Origin of the sequence: Komagataeibacter xylinus NBRC 15237 (assembly GCF_001571345.1) — a bacterium.
Lineage (GTDB): Bacteria > Pseudomonadota > Alphaproteobacteria > Acetobacterales > Acetobacteraceae > Komagataeibacter > Komagataeibacter xylinus.
This window is the reverse complement of the sequence record NZ_BCTP01000001.1, coordinates 121,282-137,743: the sequence shown is the minus strand read 5'-3', so window position 1 is coordinate 137,743 and position 16,462 is coordinate 121,282. Positions and strand designations below refer to the sequence as shown.

21 protein-coding genes are annotated in these 16,462 nt (G+C 65.4%); 9 read left to right on the top strand and 12 right to left on the bottom strand.

The genetic code is table 11. The features are described from left to right. Positions 1–51: 51 nt before the first annotated feature. Positions 52–2,742 carry a M16 family metallopeptidase gene (locus GXY01S_RS00630; RefSeq protein ID WP_174520882.1) on the bottom strand — a complete coding sequence of 897 codons (2,691 nt, stop codon included), beginning with the start codon at positions 2,740–2,742 and terminating at the stop codon, positions 52–54. A 74-nt stretch (positions 2,743–2,816) separates the two neighbouring features. Between GXY01S_RS00630 and GXY01S_RS00625 the strand changes: the two genes are divergently transcribed. Both GXY01S_RS00625 and GXY01S_RS00620 read left to right on the top strand, forming a co-directional pair. Next, the gene (locus tag GXY01S_RS00625) at positions 2,817–3,986 is read left to right on the top strand and encodes a serine hydrolase domain-containing protein (RefSeq protein WP_061271451.1); all 1,170 of its coding nucleotides are present in this window, start codon (positions 2,817–2,819) and stop codon (positions 3,984–3,986) included. A gap of 24 nt (positions 3,987–4,010) precedes the next feature. Further along, positions 4,011–4,529, top strand: coding sequence for a hypothetical protein (locus GXY01S_RS00620; RefSeq protein ID WP_061271450.1), 519 nt, complete (start codon positions 4,011–4,013; stop codon positions 4,527–4,529). 112 nt (positions 4,530–4,641) lie between these two features. Here GXY01S_RS00620 and GXY01S_RS00615 read toward each other — a convergent pair whose 3' ends face one another. The 8 genes from GXY01S_RS00615 to GXY01S_RS00585 form a co-directional block, all read right to left on the bottom strand. Next, positions 4,642–4,821, bottom strand: a complete 180-nt coding sequence (locus GXY01S_RS00615; RefSeq protein WP_061271504.1) for a DUF1674 domain-containing protein — start codon at positions 4,819–4,821, stop codon at positions 4,642–4,644. An 85-nt stretch (positions 4,822–4,906) separates the two neighbouring features. Then, positions 4,907–5,629 carry a c-type cytochrome biogenesis protein CcmI gene (gene ccmI / locus GXY01S_RS00610; RefSeq protein ID WP_061271449.1) on the bottom strand — a complete coding sequence of 241 codons (723 nt, stop codon included), beginning with the start codon at positions 5,627–5,629 and terminating at the stop codon, positions 4,907–4,909. Between the two features lie 7 nt (positions 5,630–5,636). Then, on the bottom strand, positions 5,637–6,116 hold the full coding sequence (locus GXY01S_RS00605) for a cytochrome c-type biogenesis protein (RefSeq protein ID WP_061271448.1): 480 nt from the start codon (positions 6,114–6,116) through the stop codon (positions 5,637–5,639). After that, positions 6,113–6,685: a DsbE family thiol:disulfide interchange protein gene (locus GXY01S_RS00600; protein WP_061271447.1), complete on the bottom strand. Its 573-nt coding sequence runs from the start codon at positions 6,683–6,685 to the stop codon at positions 6,113–6,115. The genes GXY01S_RS00605 and GXY01S_RS00600 overlap by 4 nt, the downstream gene beginning before the upstream one ends. Continuing rightward, positions 6,682–8,661 (bottom strand): heme lyase CcmF/NrfE family subunit, encoded by a 1,980-nt coding sequence (locus tag GXY01S_RS00595; RefSeq protein WP_061271446.1) that lies wholly within the window; start codon positions 8,659–8,661, stop codon positions 6,682–6,684. The genes GXY01S_RS00600 and GXY01S_RS00595 overlap by 4 nt, the downstream gene beginning before the upstream one ends. A gap of 19 nt (positions 8,662–8,680) precedes the next feature. Next, positions 8,681–9,205: a cytochrome c maturation protein CcmE gene (ccmE, locus tag GXY01S_RS00590; protein ID WP_061271445.1), complete on the bottom strand. Its 525-nt coding sequence runs from the start codon at positions 9,203–9,205 to the stop codon at positions 8,681–8,683. Beyond that, the gene (locus GXY01S_RS16885) at positions 9,202–9,348 is read right to left on the bottom strand and encodes a heme exporter protein CcmD (protein ID WP_082770655.1); all 147 of its coding nucleotides are present in this window, start codon (positions 9,346–9,348) and stop codon (positions 9,202–9,204) included. The genes ccmE and GXY01S_RS16885 overlap by 4 nt, the downstream gene beginning before the upstream one ends. Further along, on the bottom strand, positions 9,345–10,142 hold the full coding sequence (locus GXY01S_RS00585; protein ID WP_061271503.1) for a heme ABC transporter permease: 798 nt from the start codon (positions 10,140–10,142) through the stop codon (positions 9,345–9,347). Before GXY01S_RS00585 ends, GXY01S_RS16885 begins: the two co-directional genes overlap by 4 nt. A gap of 177 nt (positions 10,143–10,319) precedes the next feature. On the opposite strand from GXY01S_RS00585, the gene GXY01S_RS00580 reads away from it, so the two are divergent. The 3 genes from GXY01S_RS00580 to GXY01S_RS00570 all read left to right on the top strand — a co-directional run bounded on the left by GXY01S_RS00580 (position 10,320) and on the right by GXY01S_RS00570 (position 12,060). Then, the gene (locus GXY01S_RS00580) at positions 10,320–10,613 is read left to right on the top strand and encodes a YciI family protein (RefSeq protein WP_061271443.1); all 294 of its coding nucleotides are present in this window, start codon (positions 10,320–10,322) and stop codon (positions 10,611–10,613) included. A gap of 9 nt (positions 10,614–10,622) precedes the next feature. Then, positions 10,623–11,036: an EVE domain-containing protein gene (locus GXY01S_RS00575; RefSeq protein ID WP_061271440.1), complete on the top strand. Its 414-nt coding sequence runs from the start codon at positions 10,623–10,625 to the stop codon at positions 11,034–11,036. A gap of 178 nt (positions 11,037–11,214) precedes the next feature. Beyond that, entirely contained in the window at positions 11,215–12,060 is an 846-nt protein-coding gene (locus GXY01S_RS00570) for an EcsC family protein (protein ID WP_061271502.1), read from the top strand. Positions 12,061–12,127: 67 nt separating this feature from the next. On the opposite strand, the gene GXY01S_RS00565 is transcribed toward GXY01S_RS00570, so the two are convergent. Both GXY01S_RS00565 and GXY01S_RS00560 read right to left on the bottom strand, forming a co-directional pair. Next, complete coding sequence (locus GXY01S_RS00565) at positions 12,128–12,328, bottom strand: hypothetical protein (protein ID WP_061271439.1); 201 nt, start codon at positions 12,326–12,328, stop codon at positions 12,128–12,130. A 25-nt stretch (positions 12,329–12,353) separates the two neighbouring features. Then, positions 12,354–13,328, bottom strand: coding sequence for a 2-hydroxyacid dehydrogenase (locus GXY01S_RS00560; RefSeq protein WP_061271501.1), 975 nt, complete (start codon positions 13,326–13,328; stop codon positions 12,354–12,356). An 81-nt stretch (positions 13,329–13,409) separates the two neighbouring features. Here GXY01S_RS00560 and aat point away from each other — a divergent pair, with 81 nt between their 5' ends. The 4 genes from aat (at position 13,410) to GXY01S_RS00540 (ending at position 15,895) form a co-directional block, all read left to right on the top strand. Further along, positions 13,410–14,093 (top strand): leucyl/phenylalanyl-tRNA--protein transferase, encoded by a 684-nt coding sequence (gene aat / locus GXY01S_RS00555; protein ID WP_061271437.1) that lies wholly within the window; start codon positions 13,410–13,412, stop codon positions 14,091–14,093. Positions 14,094–14,192: 99 nt separating this feature from the next. Next, positions 14,193–14,825, top strand: coding sequence for a DUF4412 domain-containing protein (locus tag GXY01S_RS00550; protein ID WP_242501388.1), 633 nt, complete (start codon positions 14,193–14,195; stop codon positions 14,823–14,825). A 34-nt stretch (positions 14,826–14,859) separates the two neighbouring features. Further along, positions 14,860–15,459, top strand: a complete 600-nt coding sequence (locus GXY01S_RS00545) for a DUF4412 domain-containing protein (protein ID WP_061271433.1) — start codon at positions 14,860–14,862, stop codon at positions 15,457–15,459. A gap of 127 nt (positions 15,460–15,586) precedes the next feature. Beyond that, the gene (locus GXY01S_RS00540) at positions 15,587–15,895 is read left to right on the top strand and encodes a hypothetical protein (protein ID WP_061271431.1); all 309 of its coding nucleotides are present in this window, start codon (positions 15,587–15,589) and stop codon (positions 15,893–15,895) included. On the opposite strand, the gene GXY01S_RS00535 is transcribed toward GXY01S_RS00540, so the two are convergent. Beyond that, positions 15,889–16,398: a peroxiredoxin gene (locus GXY01S_RS00535; RefSeq protein WP_061271429.1), complete on the bottom strand. Its 510-nt coding sequence runs from the start codon at positions 16,396–16,398 to the stop codon at positions 15,889–15,891. The two genes, GXY01S_RS00540 and GXY01S_RS00535, sit on opposite strands and share 7 nt — an antisense overlap. Between the last annotated feature and the right edge of the window lie 64 nt (positions 16,399–16,462).

Here is a 16,462-nt window from a genome sequence, read left to right as displayed (position 1 = left end):
CGTCTTGCGAAGCTTTTTGAAAAAAGCTTTACCAAAAACGTTCATCTGTTTTTATCGTGTTGCGGGTGGGCCCTTGATGATCTCGGCAAGGTCATCGGGGCGGATCCATTTGCGGAAGGCATCGCGGATCGCGTCCGCACTCAGGGTGTAATAGGCCCGGGCTGCGATATCGTTCTGGTTGAGCGGCAGGCCAAGATCGCTGAAGTGCAGGTAGCCTGCTGCAATGGTGTCGAGGCTGGCCGATTGCAGCGCAAGGCCACGCAGCATGCCCGCGCGCGCCATGGCCAGTTCATCCGCGCTGACGGGCCGGGTCTGCATGGCGATGATGTCCTGTATCGCAGCATTCCGCGCGGCGTCCACTTTCTGCGGGTCAGCGCCGAACGAGATGCTGTAGGCCGCGCGCTGGCGCTTCCATGTCAGGTGGCTGCGCACGGTATAGACATAGCCGGTGCGCACCCGCAGGTCGCGATACAGACGCGATGAAAAGCCCGAACCCAGAATCTCGTTGCCCAGGTTGAGCGCGAAATGCTCCGGGTTGGTCGCCGTCAGCCCAAGGCTCTCGGGCAGGGACACCGTGGCCTGCGTGCTGGACGGGTCGGGCACGCGGGTCACGCTGGCCCGGCTTTCGGGGCGCTGCGGCAGGTCAACCACGGGGGTCGGGCCTGTGGCCTGCCAGGCGCCAAAGGTGCGGGCAATGGCCTTGTAGGCGGCATCGGGCGTGATATCGCCGGTAATGACGATTGTGGTCAGGTCAGGCCGGTAGGCGGCGGCGTAAAAGGCGCGGCAGTCTGCCACGCTGAGTTTCATGATGCCCGCGGGCTCGGCCTGCCGCAGCGACGGATCACCCTTGGGCGAGACGGCGGCCTGCATTGCGCGGCCAAACAGATAGTCAGGCGAATGCAGCAGCCCGGACAGCGAGGCCGCCGCATTGGCCTGCACCACCCTGAAGGCGGCCTCGGGCAGGGCGGGGTGCAGTTCATTTTCCGCCAGCAGGGCAAGTCCACGCTCGAAATCGGGTGTCAGCACGCTCAGGCTGAAATCGGACCCGGCACTTTCGGTGGCGGCGATGTCATCCAGCGCCTTTTGCAGCCCGATCCGGTCATGCGTGGTGCTGCCGTAGCGGAACATCTCATCGGTTATGTCGGCAATGCCTTCCTTGCCCGGCGGCTCCTGCATGTCCTCATTCTGGCGGATGGTGCCGTACAGGCTGACCGTGTGGCTGACCGTGGCCGGGCGCACGATCAGGCGCAGCCCGTTGGGCAGCGTGAAGGCGGCAGGCTGGGCGGAGGGCGTGGGTGCATTCACGCCCATCAGGCTGTCATTGGCCCATTGCGGCAGGCTGACGGGGTGGTCGGGGGTGGAGGCGAAGGATTCCGAGCCGCCAAAGCCCTTGCCCTCAACCGGATGGCCACCATCACGCGGGGTGAGGATGGCGGTGATGGCCTGCTGCGGGTCAAGCACCTGCCGGGCCAGGCGGTTGACGTCCTCCGGTGTGACGGCAGCAAAGGCGGTGGCTTCATCATCGGGCGATTGAAGGCCCATGATCGCCTGTGCCTCCGACCAGCTTTCCGCAAGGCCTGCAATGCTGTTGGCGGCAAAACCAAGCTGGGCCAGTTCCTTGCGTTTCGCGGCCTCGACCAGATCGGCGGGCACGCCGTTTTCACGCAGGGTTTTCAATATATCCTGCATGCGGGCCTGCAGGGGAGCCGCCTCGCCGCCTTTGGGGAAGGCGGCAATGGCAATGCCGATGCCCGCATCCGCCTTGGTCACAAAATCAAAGCTCGACAGCAGCGCACGGCCCTGTGGCACGAGTTCGTACAGCGCCCCGCGCTGGCTGCACAGCACGTCGGCCAGAATGCGGGCAGCGGCATAATCATGGCTGTTCTGGCCGGGCATGCGGCTGGCAATGGCCACCAGCCCCACCGGGTAGTCGGTGGGGAAATGCAGCGTCTGGGCATGGACCGGGCCGGGATGGACCTGCGCGCGCGCGGGCAGGGTGCGGGCGGGAATGGCGCCAAAGGCCGCGCGCACCTGCGCCATGGTGCGGGCGGGGTCAACATCACCGGCAATGACCAGAATGGCGTTGTTGGGGGCATACCAGTCGCGGTAGAAGCGGCGCAGCAGGGCGGTGTCGGTCTTGTCAAACGATGGCCTGCTGCCCAGCGCGTCATGCGCGTAGGGCGTGTTTGCAAACAGGATGGATTGCAGCCGGGCCAGGTACACATAGCCGGGGCTCGACAGGTCGCGCGAGACTTCCTGCTCGATCGCGCCGCGCTCATGCGCCCAGTCATCGGCGGCCAGTGTCAGGCCCTTCATGCGCAGGGCTTCGATATGCAGCAGCACGTCGAGGTTTTCCGCCGGGGCGGTGTAGAAGAACTGCGTCACGTTTTCCGTCGTGTCGGCATTGTAGTTGCCGCCCAGCCTGGCCCCGATGGCGGCAAGCTGGTCACGGTCCAGCCCCTCGCTGCCGCGAAACATCATGTGCTCGAGCGCATGCGCCGTGCCGGGAAAGCCCGCCAGCGCCGCGGCCGAACCGGCCAGGTAATTGATCTCGGTGCTCACGACCGGGGCCAGCCGGTCAGGCACGATCACGACCCGCAGCCCGTTGGGCAGGGTGGCCTGCACCGGCATGTCAGGCTGGGGCGCGGGCGTTGCGGCCCCTGCCTGCGGAAGTGTGGCAAGCGTGCTACCGCATAACAGGAGGGAGAGGCATAATGTCTTGGAAAACAGGCGTGCTATCATGCCACAAGGTTACGCCGCTTTGCGGGCGGGGGCCAGTTCGCGTGTTGCGCTGCCAGTCATGAAGGAACACGATCATGTCCATAACCCAGCCGGAAACGGCCCGCATGGCCGGGCGGGTGCGTGATGTCATGGAAAGTGCCGTGGCCGCAGGCCGTCTGGTCGGCGCGGTGGTGCTGGTTGCCGTTGATAGCGAGGTGGTGGTGCGCGAGGCCGTGGGGCTTGCCGACCGCGAGGCCGGACGCCCGATGCAGATCGGAACACCCTTCCGCCTCGCCTCGCTGACCAAGCCGGCCATCACCGCCGTGGCGCTGGCCCTGGCGGAGGCGGGACGGCTCGACCTTCATGCCCCGATCACGCGCTACCTGCCCGATTTCTGTCCTGCCCTGCCGGGTGGCGGCCCCTGCCAGATCACCTCGCACCAGTTGCTTACCCATACCAGCGGGCTGACATACAGTTTCTCCTTTCCGCAGGATAACAATCCCTATACCCGTGCGGGCGTGTCCGACGGCATTGCCGAGCCGGGGCTTTCGCTGGCCGATAATCTGGCGCGGCTGGCCACCACGCGCCTCATCTTCGCGCCGGGGCAGGGATGGGCCTATTCGCTGGGGCTGGACGTGATGGGCGGCGTGATCGAATCCGTGGCCGGATGCGCATTGCCCGAGGCGTTGCATCAGTATGTGGGCGGCCCGCTGGGCTGGAAGCAGACGGGTTTTGCCCCGCCACCGCCCGGCACGCTCGCCACCTGCTATGCCGACGGCAGGCCCGCCCCCATCCGCATGGGCGCGCAATACGTGCTGCCCCGCCTGCTGCCTGGCGGCGGGGTGGGGGCCATCCGTTTTGCGCCTGAGCGGATTTATGACCCGGCCTCCTACCCTTCGGGCGGGGCAGGCATGGTGGGGAATGCGCCGGAATTCATGGCGTTTCTCGAGGCGATACGGCTTGGTGGCGAAGGGCTGCTCTCGCCCGTATCGGCCATGCTGTTCGGGCGTAATGCCACGGGCATGATCGAGATGGGGCCGCTCATGCGCGGGCGTGGCTTCGGTTATGGCGGGGCGGTCATAACCGACTCCACTGCCGCGCGCACGCCGCTCAGCGCGGGGAGTTTTACATGGGGCGGTGTGTACGGGCATCAATGGGTGGTGGACCGGGCGCGGGGCATGAGCATTGTCATGCTCAGCAACACCGCGCTGGCGGGCATGGCGGGCAGCTACCCTGATGCGGTCGTGGCTGCTGCCTGCGCGTGATGAGAGAAAAGGCTGGGAACTGTCATGTCATTTGGTGAACGCGTCAATCAGTTCGACGCTTGGCTGCTGGACCGGATTTTCCAGCCTGTTGCCGATGCGCTGCCCGAGCGCCTGACGGCGATGGACGTGGGCATGAGTTTTCAGGTCGGCTCGATCGTGCTCTCCGCCGCCTCCATTTCCGCCCTGCTGGTGCTTGATGGCATGACGATCAACAACCTCATTACCAATGTGCTGGGCTGGTTTTTCGAGGTGATTTTCTACATCGGCATCCATCGCATGCGGGCCATGGTGCGGCCAGGCTACCAGAACCCCTTTCGCATCATGCTGGCGGGCATGCGGCCTATTTCCATTCCGTTTGCAGCCTATGCACTCTATCAGGCCGTAACGGCGGATGCGGTGTATGAACTCGCGCTGTGGTTCAATTCGCTCTCGCAGCTTGTATTCGTGGCCGGGATCTACCTGATCTCATGCAACGTGCCGCCGCCGGGGCACCGCGCGCGGCAGACATCCTTCGGCCGTGGTCCGCTACCCAACGAACTCTGAGCAAAAGTTTTTGGTGAAGCTTTTTTCAAAAAGCTTCAAAAGGACGCCGCCTTTTTGAAAAAAGGCGGCACCCAAAAACTTCTATTATTTTTTAAGGAAATGGGCAGCAGGATTAGAAATCCACGCAGCGGCCCTTGACCGTCCAGTCGCCGTAGCGGGTGGGTTCCGGCCCCTTTGGCCCACCCACTTCATCGGCCTCGGCGGGCTGTTTCAGCAATGCGGCTTCCTTGGCCGCTTCGTCCTGCGCGTTATCGGCAGCAGGGGCGGAGGTAGGGGATGTATCCTTGCTCATGCCCATCACTTTCCGCCCGGCACGGGCAGGCTTGCAAGCGTAAAAGCCCCCGGCAGGCCGCAATAGCGCGTTATTGATGTGCCGGTTACTGATGTTCCGACTGCGCAATGCGCTGCTGCACCGTCATGCGCCACGGGGCATCCGGCGGGGCGGCATCAAGCGCGCGGCGGTACAGGTCGGCGGTTTCGGGCGAGATATGGCCATCATCAGCCATCATCTGCGCTTCAGCCGCGCGGGCTGCCACCTCGGGGTCGAAGCGCTGCTCGATGGCGCTGCGCCAGGCCTGGGCGGCGGCGGCGTAATGGTCGCGCCCGGCCTCGGCCTGGCCAAGCAGCACGTAACCCTGGAACAGGCTCGGATCACCGGGCGGGATCTGCCTGAGTTGGTCGCGCAGGCGGTCGATCAGCGCATCGTTGCGGTGGTCTTCCTTCTGCAGCGCCACAAGGCGCGGGGCCAGCGGCTGGGCGGGCAGGCCGGGATGGCCCACGGTCATGTACAGCGCAATGGCCGCAACCGGCAGGCCCACGAGGGCAGCCGCAATCGCCCCGGTTGAGGCGCCCTTGCGGGCAATGAAGGCAGGCAGCATGTCCGCGCCGAGCACGCGGCGCTGGATTTCCAGCCGCGCGCTGTCATGCTCGGTGGGCGCGATCATGCCTTCGGCCAGGTCGCGCTCGAGTTCGGCCAACTGGGCCTGATGCAGCACTAGCGCGCTTTCACGCTCGTCACGCAGCAGCGTGGCGCGGCGGAACGACAGGAGTGCTGGCACAAGCGCAATCACGCCAAGCAGGCAGATACCAATCCAGATCATATCAATCTCAGCGTGTTTCGGTCAGGTCGGACAGGCGGCGGCGCTCTTCATCCGAAAGTGGCGGCGGCACGGGCGCGCGCGGGCGGCGGAAGGTCCACCACGCAATGCCGATGCCAATGCACAGTGCGAGCAGCGGCATGACCCACAAAAGCAGCGTGCCAATGGTGAAGGGCGGCTTGAGCCGGATGAAATTGCCGTAGCGGTTGACCATCCAGTCCATGATCTGCTGGTTGCTCTCGCCCTTGGCCACGTGCTCGCGCACCACGTGGCGCAGGTCGCGGGCCAGATCGGCGCTGCTGTCCTCGATCGATTCGTTCTGGCACACGAGGCAGCGCAACTGCGCGCCAATGGCCTCGGCGCGCTGCTCCTGCGCCGGGTCGGGCAGCATTTCCGACGGGTCATCCACCGCCAGCGCCACCAGTGGCGCAAAGAGCAGGCAGGCCAGCAGGGCAATCAGGCCGCCACGGCGTAGGGGATGTGTCTTCATTGTTTGAGGCTGTCCGCCAGCGGCATGATGGTGTTGGTGATCATGGCCTCGGTAATGGGGGAGGCGGTGTGCCACCGGATGATCCCGCCCGGCCCGACCAGAAAGGTTTCCGGCACGCCGGACACGCCCCAGTCAATCGCGGCCAGCCCGTCATGGTCAGAGGCGATACGGGCATAGGGGTTGCCCGCGCGCTGCACGAAGCCCAGCGCATGCTCGGGCTTGTCCTTGTAGGCAATGCCCCAGATCGGCAGCCTGTCCTTCAGCACGTTGAGCACCGGCATCTCGGCCACGCAGGGAATGCACCACGAGGCGAAATAGTTCACCAGCACCGGCGCCTTCAGCCCCCGCAGGTCGGCGGCTGAAAAGCCGGTGCCGGGTGCCTGGTCGGGCAGCGCGAAGTCAGGCACGGGGCGGTTGAGGGCCGGGGCATGGATGTCATGCGGGTCGAACGAGCCTTTTGTCATGCCCGAGAGCATGCGCCAGAAGCCCACGCCAACCCCGCCCGCCACAACCAGCGGGGCCGCCATGAGCAGGCGGCGGCGGGTGGGGGAAGAAGGCTGTTCGCTCATTGCACCACCACCACATCAACGGTTTTGGCCCGGCGTGGCGCGCCCACGCGCACGCGCCGGTCGGACAGGGAAAGTGCGCCGCCAAAGGCCATGATCAGCCCGCCCAGCCACATCCACGGCGCCAGCGGGTTGTAATGCAGGCGCAGCACATAGGTCGGGTTGGCGTCATCGCCATGCTTGTCGCCCAGCACGCCGTAGATGTCGGCCATGAGGTTGGTATGGATCGCAACCTCGGTCGTAGTCTGGTGCTGGCTGGCAAATGTGCGCTTGGAGGGGTGCAGCGTCGTGATCAGCCTGCCGTTGTGGCGCACTTCAATCGTGGCCACCAGCGCGGTGTAGTTCGGGCCTTCGGCAGGCTTTACGTCGGTCAGGGTCCAGCTATCGCCCGCCAGCATCTCGCTCTGGCCCACATGCACTTCCACAATGCGGTGCGCCGCCTGCGACATGCCGGCAATGCCTAGCACCACAATGCCCACGCCCGCATGGGCCAGGGCCGCGCCAAACACCGCGCGCGGCAGGCTGCGCGCACGCTGCCAGCTCTGGCCAAGAGGCTGGCGGAACAGGCGCAGGCGCTCGGCAATGTCAGCCGCGCTGGAGCAGATCACCCACACGGCGGTGGCCGTGGCCAGCACCGGCAGGATCTCGCGTATCTGGAATGTGGCTACCACGAGCGCCACTGCTGTTACGCAGGCGGCCCACCACAGGCGGCGCAGCACCGGCCACATCTGCGCGCGCTTCCACGGCATCATGGGGCCGAAGCCCATGAATACCATGAGCGGAATGGCCAGCGGAATGGTGGTCGCATCAAAGAACGGCTTGCCGACCGAGATGGTCTTGCCAAACAGCAGCGACATGAAGGGCGGGTACATCGTGCCTGTCAGCACCACCGCGCAGATCGAGCACAGCAGGATGTTGTTGAGCACCAGCAGCCCCTCGCGCGAGACAGGGGCAAACAGCCCGCCCGCGGTCAGTTGCGGGGCGCGGATGGCGAATAGAAGCAGCGAGCCGCCAATGACAAGGGCGAGCAGGCCAAGGATGAACACGCCACGTGCGGGGTCATTGGCAAAGGCATGCACCGAGTTGAGAATGCCCGAGCGCACGAGGAACGTGCCCGAGAGCGAGAACGAGAACGTGCCGATGGCCAGCAGCACGGTCCAGATCTTCAGCGCCTCGCGCTTTTCCACCACAATGGCCGAATGCACCAGCGCCGTGCCCGTCAGCCACGGAATGAGGGATGCGTTCTCCACCGGGTCCCAGAACCAGTAGCCGCCCCAGCCCAGCACGTAATACGACCACCACGACCCCATGGCGATGCCACAGGTCAGGAAGCACCAGGCCGCCACGGCCCACGGGCGCACCCAGCGGCCCCATGCGGCATCTACCCGGCCCTCGATCAGGGCTGCGATGGCAAAGGCGAAGGGCACGGCAAAGCCGACATAGCCGGTGTAGAGAATGGGCGGGTGGAAGGCGAGGCCGGGGTCCTGCAGCAGGGGGTTCATGCCCTGGCCATCCATGGGGGCAGGCCACACGCGGGCAAACGGATTGGATGTGGTCAGGCAGAACAGTTCAAACCCTGCCGCAACACCGCCAAGCACCGCAATCACGCGCGCCTGCAGGGCTGAGGGCAGGTTGCGGCCAAACAGCGCCACAGCCCCACCACACATGGACAGGATCATCGCCCACAGCAGCACCGAGCCTTCATGATTGCCCCATACGCCGGTGATCTTGTAGAGCAGCGGCTTGCTGACCGCGCTGTTGGCCGCCACGTTCTGCACCGAAAAGTCATTGGTGATGGCAGCATGGATCAGGCAGGCGAATGAGGTGATGAGCGCGATCATCTGCCCCACCGCCAGCGCGGGGGCCAGCGCCATCAGCCGCGCATCGCGGCGGCTTGCGCCAATCAGGGGCAGGATGGCCTGTCCGGCGGCCATGCAGCATGCCAGCGCCAGTGCAAAATTTCCAAGTTCCGGGTTCATTGTCGGATGTCAGTTTCCGTTAAGGCGTCTGGGTGGCCGGTTTTTTCGCATTGTCTGCGGCGGTCATGGTGTTCCAGCTTGCGGCATCGGGAGCCTTGCCGAAGCGCGGGTCCCACTTGCCGCTGCGGCGCAGTTCCTCGGCCACTTCCTTGGGCATGTAGGTCTCGTCATGCTTGGCCAGCACTTCGCTGGCGCGGAACGTGCCATCGGGGTTGACGGTGCCAACGGCCACCACGCTCTGCCCCTCGCGGAACAGGTCGGGCAGGATGCCCTCGTAGCGCACGGTCACGGCGGCCTGCCCGTCGGTTACGTCAAAGATGGCGACAGGGGCGTCCTTCACCTTTTCCTGGCGCACGCTGCCTGCCACCACCATGCCGCCAAGGCGGATGGTGCGGTCAGCCGGCGGTGGCTTGCTGTGCACCTGCGAGGGCGCCATGAAAAACACGATATTGGAGGAAAAGGCATTGAGCGTAAGGGCTGCTGCCGAGCCCAGCCCGATCATGCATGCCACCACCAGCCACAGGCGTCTGCTCTTGCGGGTCATGAGGGCTGGCGTGTCCGGGGCTGTTCAATGGCGGCAAGGCGCTTGCGGGCCTGGCGCAGGCGCAGCGTGGCATTGACCGACAGGATGGCGGCAACGCCAAGGGTCAGGCCATAGGCGGCCACGATATAGGGCAGGTGGGTCATGGGGTGGCGCGATCGGGCTGGGGGGCGGCTGACTGGCGGCCCCGGTTGGCGGCAAGGATGGTGCGCACCCGGCTTTCCATGACCGAGGCGCGCAGGCGGGCGAGCACGATGGCGGCGAAGCCGAGCGTAAAGCCCAGCGTGGTCAGGCCCAGCGGCCACAGCATGGAGGTGGACATGGTGGGCGCGCCGGTCACCGTAATGCTGTCGGGCTGGTGCAGGGTGTTCCACCACTGCACGCTGAACTTGATGATGGGCAGGTCAACCGCGCCCGCAAGGCCAAGGATGGCGGCGGCGCGGTAGCCGCGCTGCGGCTCGTCAAACGCGCGGATCAGCGCGATATGGCCCAGATACAGGAAGAACAGCACCAGCACCGAGGTCAGCCGCGCATCCCACACCCACCAGGTGCCCCACATCGGCTTGCCCCACAGCGAGCCGGTGGCCAGGCACACGGCGGTGATGGCAGCGCCCACCGGTCCGATTTCCACCGCGGCAAGATCGGCCAGCGGGTGGCGCCACACCAGCGAGAGCAGCGAGCATACCGCAAGGCCCATATAACCTGATGATGCCAGCCATGCGGTAGGCACATGCACGTACATGATGCGCACGCTGTCGCCCTGCTGCCAGTCAGCGGGGGAGAAGAACAGTCCCCACACGATTCCGGCAACCGACAGCACAAGGGCGGGCCATGTCAGCCAGGGCTGGAGTTTGGCCCCCATGCGCAGGAAACGGCCAGGGTTGGCATAACGGTGAAAAAGGTTACCGGTTCGCGCGGTAAGGCTCTGCGTTGCGTTCAAGGTTGATCCATCCGTGCCGGGGGCACCTGTCCCTGCGATGAAAACGGTCAAGAAATTCCGGCCTTCCCCCACGGGTGGGTAGGGGCTGACGTTTTGTTGCTCTACACTATCGCGTTAAAAAAGACACGGCCAGTCCTGTCCCAATCGTGAGACAGCAGGCCCACAGGAGGATAAAACATGCTGTTTGCCATCATCTGCACCGACAGGCCCACCGGGCTTGAAACCCGCAAGGCAACCCGTGAGCAACACCTTGCCTACCTTGAGCAGCACAGGCAGCACCTGGTGCAGGGCGGCCCGCTGCTGGACGCGGAAAACCGCCCCTGCGGCAGCCTGCTGGTGGTGGACGTGGCCGACCGCGCGGCGGCGGAAGGATTCGCGGCTGCCGACCCGTATGCGAAGGTGGACCTGTTCGAGAGCGTGGTGATCCGTCCGTTCCGTTCAGTTTTTCGTGATGGGCTGCGGGTGGAGTAGAAAACGGTCATGGCCTACTGGCTGATCAAGTCCGAGCCGGATGCGTTTTCATGGGCCGAGCAGGTGGAAAACGGCACTGAACCCTGGACCGGCGTGCGTAACCATCAGGCAAGGAAGAACCTCGCCACCATGCAGGTGGGTGACAGGGCGTTCTTCTATCACTCCAACGTGGGCCGCGAGATCGTGGGCGTGGTTGAAGTCGTGCGCGCGGCCTATCCCGACCCCACGGCGGAAGATGGCCGGTGGGTGTGCGTGGACGTGCGTGCCATCGGCCCCATGCCCACCCCCGTGACGCTGGCCGGAATCAAGGCCGATCCGGCGCTGGCCGACCTGGCCCTGGTGCGGCAGTCGCGCCTTTCCGTCGTGCCGGTATCGGATGCGCACTGGGCGCATCTGTGCCGCATGGGGGGCTGGAACAGCTAGGCTGTGCCCGCGTTTCATGGCTGCGGGCATGCTCATGCCCGTTGCAAGAATGCCATCATGGTGCTGAAACGGTGGCAATTGCCGCATGGGCGTTGCGGCTGGCCATGTGGGGCCGCGCCGCCATGGCGTGGCCCGCAGGCTGGCGCGCGGTACGATAGATCAGGCGAAGGGCATTGTAATGAGTGCAGGTTCCGCAAACGAACTGGCACCGCTGACGCTGGACAGCGCGTGTATCACTGAACTCCAGCAGGCGCTGGAACGTGTCGAGACCGGGCGGGGCGTGCTCGTGCGCCTGGCCGACCTCATGGGCGGCGCCGTGGGGCAGGCGGCCATGCTGGGCATGCGCACGCTGGGGCTGGCCCCCACGCTGCAGGCCAAGTTGCAGGCCACGGCGGAGGCGGCCATCCGCCGCGCGTTCGACCTTGCGGTGGTGGGCATGGACCGCCCGCATGATGTCTCGGCCGAGGCCAGCGCCGGTGGTACGTGGCGCGACCCCGCGCTCAAGGCCGCAGTGACCGTGTCCGGCGCCGTGGGCGGCTTTACCGGCCTGCCGGGGCTGGTGGCGGATGTAGGCTTCACCACCATGGCCATCATGCGCGAGATTGCCCGCATTGCGCGTGAGAATGGCGAAGATCTTTCCACCGAAGCCTCGCGCGTGGCCTGCCTTGAAGTCTTTGCGCTGCGGGCCTTCCCGTTTGGTGCAAAAAAAGGCCCGGCAGAGGAAAGCGAGCTGGGCTATTTCTCCGCCCGCGCCATGCTGCGTGGCCGCCCGGTTGTGATGCTGGTCAGCGAGGTCGCTACCCATTACGGGCTGGGCCTGTCGCGCAAATTCGCGTTGCAGATGATGCCGGTGGCCGGTGCCCTGTGCGGGGCCTCGCTCAACGCTGCGTTCCTGTCGCATTACCGCGCGGTGGCGCAGGCGCATTTCACCATCCGCAGGCTTGAGCGCGAATACGGGCCGGAAGTGCGCCGCACCGCAGCCGACCTCAAGGCTCATGCCGCAAGCCAGGCGCGCGAAGCCTGAGATAAATGTTTCTGGTGAAGCTTTTTGAAAAAAGCTTCACCAGAAACGTCTGTTTTCAAAGCGTGTTTCAGGCCGTCTCCGAGCCGGCGTTGCCCTCTTTGGCCCCGGCGGGGCGGAAGGCGTTGCGCAGTTCAATGCACGTCGCCACCAGCATGAAGCCCAGATAGAACTTCACCAGCGTGCCCAGTATGCCCCCGTAGCGGGGGACAAGCAGGTCCAGCCCGATGGCGAGCAGCGTGAAGATGACAAAAATACCGGCAATGCCCATGCCTGCGTCTCCGTAAAGGGGGCGGTCAGTTCTTGACCGGGGTCAGGGCCCCGCGTCCGTTCAGCACGGCCTCCACGTTATCGAGGGCGAGCATGCCCATGTCGCTGCGCGTCTCGGTGGTGGCGCTGCCCACATGCGGGGTGAGGAATACGTTGGGCAGTTCGAGAAAGCGCGGATCGGGGTTGGGTTCGTTGCGATACACATCCAGCCCGGCAGCCGCAAGCTGCCCGCTTTTCAGCGCCGCGATCAGCGCATCCTCATCAACCAGCGCGCCACGGGCGGCATTGATGAAAATGGCGCCTTTGGGCAGGCGGCCAAGCAGGTCGGCATTGATCATGCCATCCGTTTCCGGTGATGCAGGCAGGTGCAGGCTCAGTATGTCGCAATGCGGCAGCATGTCGGTCACGGTGCTGAAATAGGTGGCTCCTTCCTCCTGGTCGGCGGGCAGGCGGCGGCGGTTGGAATACATCACCTGCATGTCAAACCCGCGCGCGCGCCTTGCCACGGCGCGGCCAATGCGCCCCATGCCCACAATGCCCAGCCGCTTGCCGCTGATGCGCGTGCCCAGCATCTCGTCCATCGCCAGCCCGCGCCCCCAGCCCTGGCGCATCAGCGTGGTGTATTCCGCCGCCCTGCGGGCTGCGGCAAGCATGAGCAGCATGGCCATGTCGGCATTGCAGTCGGTCAGCACGTCGGGCGTGTTGGTCACGATGATGCCGCGCGCGTGCAGGGCTGCAATGTCAAGATGGTCGGTGCCAACGCTGACGGTGGCCACGATTTTCACGCAGTCGGGCAACTGGAGCACGTCATCATGGCGCAGCGGCAGGCTGGTGGAAATCAGGATCGCCTGCGGCTGGAAAGCGCGGGCACCCTCAAGCAGTTCGCGCGTTGTGAGTTTATGCTCCGGCACGCCGGATATGTTAAAACTCTGTTCAATACGCTGCATTACGGGAAGGGTCTGGCGCTGGGTCAGCAGAAGGCGGGGACGGGTGTCGGACATGGGGGTGGTTTCTCCTGCCAGATGGGTGCATGCGGGGGCGATCATGCCCATGATTGCGTGCGAAAGGGTTATCCTAAGAACATGACGGGTCAAGAGACGGTTCCCATCACGCCGGACCTTATGCTGCGCGCCTACAGGGCAGGGCTGTTCCCCATGGCGCCCGATGCCCGTTCCGATGATCTGGAATGGTTCTACCCCGAAATGCGGGGCATCCTGCCGCTTGATGGCGGCTTCCATGCGCCGCGCAGGCTCATGCGCACCGTGCTGTCGCAGCGTTTCGGGGTCACGACCGACCATGACTTTCCCGCCGTGATGGATGGCTGCGCGGAGCCCGCGCCGGGGCGCGAGAATACATGGATCAACCCGCGCATCCGCACCCTGTTCTGCCAGCTTCATGCCATGGGCCATGCCCATAGCGTTGAGGTGCGCCATGAGGGTCGCCTGGTGGGCGGCCTGTATGGCGTGGTGATCGGGCAGGCATTTTTTGGCGAGAGCATGTTCAGCCGCGTGCGTGATGCCTCGAAGGTGGCGCTGGTGCATCTGGTCGCCCGGCTGCGTCTTGGTGGCTTCACGTTGCTCGATACGCAGTTTGGCACGGCGCATCTGGCCGGGTTTGGCGGTGTCGAGATCCCGGCCGATGACTACATGCGCCAGCTTGGCCGCGCGGTCGCGGGGCAGGCTGCATGGGTGGGCAACGATGAGGGCGCGCGGCTGCACGCTGCCCTGCTGGCCCTGCGTGGCGGGGCCGATGGGGCAGGCGGTTGACAGGGGCGGTGCATGCGGGCTTCCGTCTGCGCAGATGAAAGGGGATATGTGATGAAGCATGCAACGGCCCGCCCGGCGCGGCGCGCGATGATGAGGCGCATGTGGCTGCCGGGCAGGGTGGCGCTTGTGGCGGCCGCGCTGTCCGCCACGGGTCTGTGCGCCGCACGGGCGCAGGACGGTGCGGGCGTGCATCCGCCGCTTACCCCCACCCGTGATGTGCAGGTGGACTATAACGTGCAGCCCGATGGCGTGCCCGAGCCCAAGCCCATCCGCACATGGTTTGCCTATAATGGCGGGCTGATGCGAATCGACAGCCCGCAGGGCATGGGCGAGACGATTCTCAACCGCATGAGCCGCCAGGTCACCATCATCATCAACCCGCAGAAGGTGTACAGCCAGCTTGATGCCCGCTACGGCATCCGCAACCCCTTCCTGCTTGACCTGTCCATGACGTTTGCCCGCAAGGGCGCGTCGAGCGTGGCGGGCGTGGCCTGCACGCAGTGGGATGTCACGACCGACCAGGGCAACGCCACCGCCTGCGTGACCGATGATGGTGTGGTGCTGCAGGAGATCGGGGTGGATGGCGACGGGCTGAAAGGCCGGCTGGAGGCGACGAAAGTGGTCTATGGCCCCATACCCGACAGCATGTTCCAGCCGCCCGAAGGGTACCGCAAGGTCGAGCCGCCCCCGCCACCCGGCACGCCTGCCGCCAGGGACAACAAGGGCGGCTGACCGGCCTGCCCGTTTTTTTCAAGGATTGCATGACGTGACACGGATTACCCCAGCCCTGGGCCGGGCCGCCCTGCTTGCCTGCCTGATCGTTGCGGGCGCGGGCGGTGCCGCGCGGGCCGCCGATGAGCCTTCATCGCCCTATGTCACCCCGCAGGGCGATGTGGACGTGACCTACACCATCTACCCCCCGCACGACACGAGCCAGACCATGAGCCAGCGCATGCGGTGGTCGGCCAGCCGCATGATGCAGCGCGTCGATCCCGCCAATGCCACCACCTACATGATTACCGACTACCGCGCAGGCACGCTGACGGTGGTGAACGCCGACCAGAAGATCAAGACCATCATTCCCGCCCCGGGTGCGGCCAATGTGCAGATGGGCCAACGCGCGCAGGGCACGTGGCTGCGCACGGGTGTCTCGAAAGTGGCGGGCCTGCCCTGTGCCCTGTGGCAGACGCAGGATACCGACCAGCGCGCCAGCGAGATCTGCTACACCGATGATGGCGTGATGCTCGAGGTCATCCGCGATGGCAAGGTCATGGTCGAGGCGACATCGGTCAACCACGCCACGCAGGATGCGGGCGTGTTCCAGATCCCGTCCGGGCTGAAGGAACTGCGCGCCGCCCATCCGTAACGGCCCGGTCCGGTTTATGGCATGAAAAGGGCATGGCCTGCCCGTAAATCGCCATTTCCACCCTGTCTAAGGGGTTCAGGCGGGGCCGCGTGCCCTGCCAGAACAGGACAGGATCAGGATACAGGTCATGAAGAACATGGGGCGTATTGCAGCGGGGCTGACCCTCATTGCCGGGATGGCGATGGCAGCGCCGCAGGCCCAGGCTCACGGGCGTGGCGCGGGCGATGCGTTTGTAGGCGGGCTGGTGGGTGGCCTTGTGGGCGGTGTCGTTGGGGGCGCCATGGTCGATGCCTATGGTCCGCCACCACCCCCTCCGCCGCCGGTCTATTACCGCCCGCCGCCGCCACCCCCGCCGGTCGCCTATTACGCGCCGCCGCCGCCGCCGCCACCGGGTGCGTTCTATGCTCCGTATGGGCCGCCGCGCCCGTATTACTGAGTGCGTGCGCCAGCCTGTAGCGTCAGGGCCGTAATGGCCTTGCGCACGGTAGCCACATGGTTCGTGACCTTGACCTTGCGCCAGGCCTGCACAAGGTGGCCGGTGGCATCGACAAAGAAGGTCGCGCGTTCGATGCCCATGTATTTGCGGCCATACATCGATTTTTCCACCCACACGCCATAGGCCTCGGTCACGCTGCCATCCGCGTCGGAGGCGAGCGGGAAAGTAAGGGCATGGTCGGCTGCGAATTTCTCGATGGCGGGCATGCCGTCGCGCGAGACGCCGATCACGCTCACGCCATCTTTCTGCAGGTCAGCCAGGGCGGCCTCGAATTCGCAGGCCTCCTTGGTGCAGCCCGACGTATTGGCCTTGGGGTAGAAATACAGCACGAAGGGATGACCCTTCTCGCCGTTGAGGCTGACCGTGCGGCCACCGCTTGCGGGCATGTCAAAATCGGGGACGGCGCTGCCGGGTTCGGGAAACGGAATGGAAGCCTTGCTCATGACCTGCCTTGCTGCTCCGGGTGCGGGGGCCACGTCACGCGCTGGCCCCGGCGGGGTTGAAACG

Excerpts from the sequence above, each read along its gene's own strand:
- GXY01S_RS00540 (WP_061271431.1), top strand. The coding sequence starts at position 15,587 with ATGAAGAACATGGGGCGTATTGCAGCGGGGCTGACCCTCATTGCCGGG.
- GXY01S_RS00550 (WP_242501388.1), top strand. The coding sequence starts at position 14,193 with ATGTGGCTGCCGGGCAGGGTGGCGCTTGTGGCGGCCGCGCTGTCCGCC.
- GXY01S_RS00560 (WP_061271501.1), bottom strand. The coding sequence starts at position 13,328 with ATGTCCGACACCCGTCCCCGCCTTCTGCTGACCCAGCGCCAGACCCTT.
- GXY01S_RS00565 (WP_061271439.1), bottom strand. The coding sequence starts at position 12,328 with ATGGGCATTGCCGGTATTTTTGTCATCTTCACGCTGCTCGCCATCGGG.
- ccmI (WP_061271449.1), bottom strand. The coding sequence starts at position 5,629 with ATGATCTGGATTGGTATCTGCCTGCTTGGCGTGATTGCGCTTGTGCCA.
- GXY01S_RS00595 (WP_061271446.1), bottom strand. The coding sequence starts at position 8,661 with ATGAACCCGGAACTTGGAAATTTTGCACTGGCGCTGGCATGCTGCATG.
- GXY01S_RS00625 (WP_061271451.1), top strand. The coding sequence starts at position 2,817 with ATGTCCATAACCCAGCCGGAAACGGCCCGCATGGCCGGGCGGGTGCGT.
- GXY01S_RS00615 (WP_061271504.1), bottom strand. The coding sequence starts at position 4,821 with ATGAGCAAGGATACATCCCCTACCTCCGCCCCTGCTGCCGATAACGCG.
- GXY01S_RS00570 (WP_061271502.1), top strand. The coding sequence starts at position 11,215 with ATGAGTGCAGGTTCCGCAAACGAACTGGCACCGCTGACGCTGGACAGC.
- GXY01S_RS00620 (WP_061271450.1), top strand. The coding sequence starts at position 4,011 with ATGTCATTTGGTGAACGCGTCAATCAGTTCGACGCTTGGCTGCTGGAC.
- GXY01S_RS00600 (WP_061271447.1), bottom strand. The coding sequence starts at position 6,685 with ATGAGCGAACAGCCTTCTTCCCCCACCCGCCGCCGCCTGCTCATGGCG.
- GXY01S_RS00630 (WP_174520882.1), bottom strand. The coding sequence starts at position 2,742 with ATGATAGCACGCCTGTTTTCCAAGACATTATGCCTCTCCCTCCTGTTA.
- GXY01S_RS00535 (WP_061271429.1), bottom strand. The coding sequence starts at position 16,398 with ATGAGCAAGGCTTCCATTCCGTTTCCCGAACCCGGCAGCGCCGTCCCC.
- GXY01S_RS00575 (WP_061271440.1), top strand. The coding sequence starts at position 10,623 with ATGGCCTACTGGCTGATCAAGTCCGAGCCGGATGCGTTTTCATGGGCC.
- aat (WP_061271437.1), top strand. The coding sequence starts at position 13,410 with ATGACGGGTCAAGAGACGGTTCCCATCACGCCGGACCTTATGCTGCGC.
- GXY01S_RS16885 (WP_082770655.1), bottom strand. The coding sequence starts at position 9,348 with ATGACCCACCTGCCCTATATCGTGGCCGCCTATGGCCTGACCCTTGGC.
- GXY01S_RS00580 (WP_061271443.1), top strand. The coding sequence starts at position 10,320 with ATGCTGTTTGCCATCATCTGCACCGACAGGCCCACCGGGCTTGAAACC.
- ccmE (WP_061271445.1), bottom strand. The coding sequence starts at position 9,205 with ATGACCCGCAAGAGCAGACGCCTGTGGCTGGTGGTGGCATGCATGATC.
- GXY01S_RS00605 (WP_061271448.1), bottom strand. The coding sequence starts at position 6,116 with ATGAAGACACATCCCCTACGCCGTGGCGGCCTGATTGCCCTGCTGGCC.